Genomic DNA, 3,861 nt, shown 5'->3' on the forward strand with positions numbered 1-3,861 from the left:
ACGCCCCGCCTGCCACCAGCGCGAGCGACGCCGCGCCGCCCTCCACCAGCCGCCACGGCGAGGCGTCGTCGCCCGCCGCCGCGCCCGGCGCTCCGGCCGCCGCCCGCGCCGCCTTGTGCGACGGCGACGCACTCGCCCCGCCCTCGCTCAGCGGCTGTGCCAGGGTGCCCACCGGGCGCGCCGAACCGCCCTTCGTGAAGCCCCAGTCGAGCAGCGCGGCCGTCTCCTCGTAGACGGAGTTGTAACCGCTCTCGGGATGCATCACGGTGACGATCAGGGTGCGGCCGCCGCGGGTGGCGGCGCCGGTGAAGGTGTTGCCCGCGTGGCTGGTGTAGCCGTTCTTCACGCCTATCAGGCCCGGGTACGTCTTCACCCCGTACGCACCCGACAGCAGACGGTCGGTGTTCTGGATCTGGAAGGTCTTCTTCCCGCCCGCGGGGAAATCGGCCGTCCGCGTCCCGCAGTACTCGCGGAAGTCGGCGTTCTCGAGCCCGTGCCGGGCGAAGAGCGTGAGGTCGTACGCCGACGACAACTGCCCCTTGTGGTCGAAGCCGTCCGGGCTGACCACGTGCGTGTCCATGGCCTGGAGGTCCACGGCCCTGGCCTGCATCTCGGCGACCGTGCGCGCCAGACCGCCGTTCATCAGCGAGAGCACGTGCACCGCGTCGTTGCCCGAGCGCAGGAAGACGCCCAGCCACAACTGCTCGACGGTGTAGGTGATTCCGGCCTTGATGCCGACGAGGCTGGAGCCCGAGGGTATGCCGACCAGGTCGGCGTCGGTGACCGTGTAGCGCGCGGTCCGGTCGAACTTCGCCAGGACCGTGTCGGCGAACAGCATCTTCAGCGTGGACGCGGGGGCCAGGCGCTGGTGCGCGCGGAAGGAGGCCAGCACCTCGCCGGTGTCGTGGTCGGCGACCAGCCAGGAGCGGGCGGAGAGCTTCCCGGGCAGCCCGCCGGCGCCGCTCACCTGGACCCCGGGCCGCCCCAGCCGCTCACCGCCGATCACCGTGGCGGCCGTGCCGATCGTGGGGGTCGGCGAGGAGGTCGCGCCCTTCGTGGCGGAGGGGGCCGCGGAGGCGGAAGCGGGCAGGGTGGCGGCCAGCGGGGCGGCCGCGGCGAGGGCGAGCAGGGAGCGCCGGGACAGCCGAGAGGATTCACTCACTCCGGGACCGTACAAAGCGCGTGCGCGGCGCCGTACGGCGGGTCCCCTCATGAGCCTGCCAAGCCCACGAAGGAAGCCCTGACGGGGCATTGAACAGGGGTTTCCTGGCAGCGGGCCCATCACGGCCTAGGAATCGGCTGTCTGATGGAACTTTGATCCGGGGCCGCACATTCTCAGTTCCCGCACATCCCCTACTCAGGGGGACTCAAAGGTTTCTTCCTAGCTTGTGGCCGCGCCCACAGCGGGCGCCAAGAACCTCGAGGAACGGGATGTTTGGCATCTATCTCAAGCGCGAGCTGAGCCGGCGCAAGAAGGCGGCTCTGGTCATCGCACTGGGTCTGGCGCTCGGTATCGCCCTGGTCATCACCGTGAACTCGGTGTCGGCCGGCATGACCCAGGCCCAGGACAAGGTCCTTCAGTCGCTCTACGGCCTCGGCACCGACATGACGGTCACCAAGGCCCGTACGGCGCCCACCGGCGACAGTTCCGGACGGCCGAACTTCCAGTTCGACGCGAAGTCCGAGGACGACGACGCCACGCAGAGCTCGGACCGGGTGATGACGCAGGGCGGTCAGGCGCTGGCGTCCTCGCTCGTGGCCGAGGTCGCCGCGCAGAAGGGCGTGGCCGGCGCGGTCGGCGCGCTCAGCCTGAACGTCACCAAGGTCGACGGCTCCTTCACCCAGGGCAAGGCCAAGAGCTCCACCGGCGGCCAGGGCGTCCCCGGCGGCAGCGGCGGCAGCATGCCGCAGGTGCAGGGCGGCGGCGCCTCGTTCGACGTCAACTCGTACTCGGTCGGCGGCGTCGACGTCACGAACCAGGACCTGGGCCCGCTGTCCACGTCCAAGATCACCTCCGGCCGGACCTTCACCGCCGCGGAGACGAACGCCAAGGTCGCCGTGGTCGGCAAGTCGTACGCCAAGGAGAACAAGTACAAGGTCGGCTCGACCTTCAAGATCTCCGGCACCAAGTACACGGTCATCGGCATCGCGACGCCCGACAGCAGCGACTCCACCACGGACGTCTACCTGCCCCTGAAGCAGGCCCAGACGCTCGGCGACGCCAAGAACAAGGTCACCACGATCTACGTCAAGGCGACCGACTCGCAGCAGATCGACACGGTCAAGGCGACCATCCAGAAGAACATCTCGGGTACGACGGTCACCACCTCGGCCGACCTCGCCGAGACCGTCTCCGGCTCCCTGTCCACCGCTTCCGACCTGGCGACCAGCGTCGGCAAGTGGCTGTCGATCGCGGTGCTGGCCGCCGCGTTCCTGGTGGCCGCGCTGCTGACCTCCTCGGCCGTCTCCCGCCGGGTGCGCGAGTTCGGCACGCTGAAGGCGCTCGGCTGGCCGAGCCGCCGGGTGACCCGGCAGGTGGTCGGCGAGTCCATGGTCAACGGTCTGCTCGGCGGCGCCCTCGGCATCGGCCTGGGCCTGGCGGCCGCGTACACGGTCACCGCGATCAGCCCGAAGCTGACCGCGCAGCTCGGCAGCACCGGCGGCATGGGCGGCGGTCCGGGCGGCGGCGGCCCCGGCCGGCAGTCGGCCCAGAACACCATGGAGATCGCCCTGTCCGCGCCGGTGTCGGTGACCACCATCGTGCTCGCGGTGGGCCTCGCGGTCGCCGGCGGTCTGATCGCCGGTGCGATGGGCGGCTGGCGTGCCTCCCGGATGCGTCCGGCCGACGCGCTGCGCAGCGTCTCGTAACCACCCCCCGATACCGGGGCGTCGCCTCACCCTTCCCCCCGGGAGGCGGCGCCCCACCTCCCTTCCTCCCTTCCTCCTCCTCAAGTCACGGAGCACCCATGTACAGACTGACCGGCGTCACCAAGCGCTACACCCGGGGCAAGGAGACGGTGGAGGCGCTGCGCGGCGTCGACCTCACGATCGAGGACGGCGACCAGCTCGTCATCCAGGGCCCCACCGGCGGCGGCAAGTCGACGCTGCTGCAGATGATCGGCGGCCTGGACCGTCCCTCCGCGGGCAGCGTCGAACTGGACGGCGTGGACCTCGCCGGCATCAGCGAGGCCAGGCTGACCCGGCTGCGCGCCGAGAAGATCGGCATCATCTTCCAGGCGTTCAACCTGATCCCGACGCTGACCGCGCAGGAGAACGTCGAGACCGCGCTCGTCCCGCTGGGCGTCAAGCCCGCCGAGCGGCGCGAGCGGGCGGCCGAGGCGCTGCGCTCGGTCGGCCTCGGGGAGCGGCTCGGCCATGTCCCGACCGAGCTGTCCGGCGGCCAGCAGCAGCGGGTGGCCATCGCCCGCGCGCTGGTGAAGAAGCCGAAGGTGCTGCTCGCCGACGAGCCCACCGGCAACCTCGACGAGGGCACCCGCGACGACATCATGGGCCTGCTGGAGGGCCTGTGGCACGAGTACGGGCTGACCTTCGTCATGGTCACCCACGACTCGTCGATCGCCCGCCGGGCGCCGCGGCTGGCCACCATCAAGGCCGGCCAGATCACCCTGACCGAGCAGGCCGGCGCACGCCAGTACGCGCAGCAGGCGCCCGGCGCCCGGGCGTACTGAGCCCGCGGCGGCCGGCGGGGGCGGTCCCCTGCCGGGGGGCGGGGCGGGCGCCCCGGGGGGGGGGGCGCCGCGGCCCCCCCCCCCCCCGCCCGCGCGCCCGCTTGATAACCCGCCCCGGGGGGGGCCCCCACGGCAGGACGCCCTGGTGTACGAGTTCACGGTGCCGGCGGCC

At 71.9% G+C, this 3,861-nt stretch carries 3 protein-coding genes; 2 read left to right on the forward strand and 1 reads right to left on the reverse strand.

Annotated features, from left to right (window positions below):
• On the reverse strand, positions 1-1,213 hold a 1,213-nt coding region (locus tag ABT085_RS44910), incomplete at its 3' end, for a D-alanyl-D-alanine carboxypeptidase family protein (RefSeq protein ID WP_351622594.1).
• Between the two features lie 218 nt (positions 1,214-1,431).
• Between ABT085_RS44910 and ABT085_RS44915 the strand changes: the two genes are divergently transcribed.
• Together ABT085_RS44915 and ABT085_RS44920 are read left to right on the forward strand one after the other, a co-directional pair.
• Positions 1,432-2,868, forward strand: a complete 1,437-nt coding sequence (locus tag ABT085_RS44915) for an ABC transporter permease (protein ID WP_351622597.1) — start codon at positions 1,432-1,434, stop codon at positions 2,866-2,868.
• A gap of 98 nt (positions 2,869-2,966) precedes the next feature.
• Positions 2,967-3,689, forward strand: a complete 723-nt coding sequence (locus ABT085_RS44920; protein WP_351622600.1) for an ABC transporter ATP-binding protein — start codon at positions 2,967-2,969, stop codon at positions 3,687-3,689.
• The last annotated feature ends 172 nt before the right edge of the window (positions 3,690-3,861 follow it).

The organism is Streptomyces sp. NPDC002265, from assembly GCF_040296125.1.
In the GTDB taxonomy this organism is placed as follows: Bacteria; Actinomycetota; Actinomycetes; order Streptomycetales; family Streptomycetaceae; genus Streptomyces.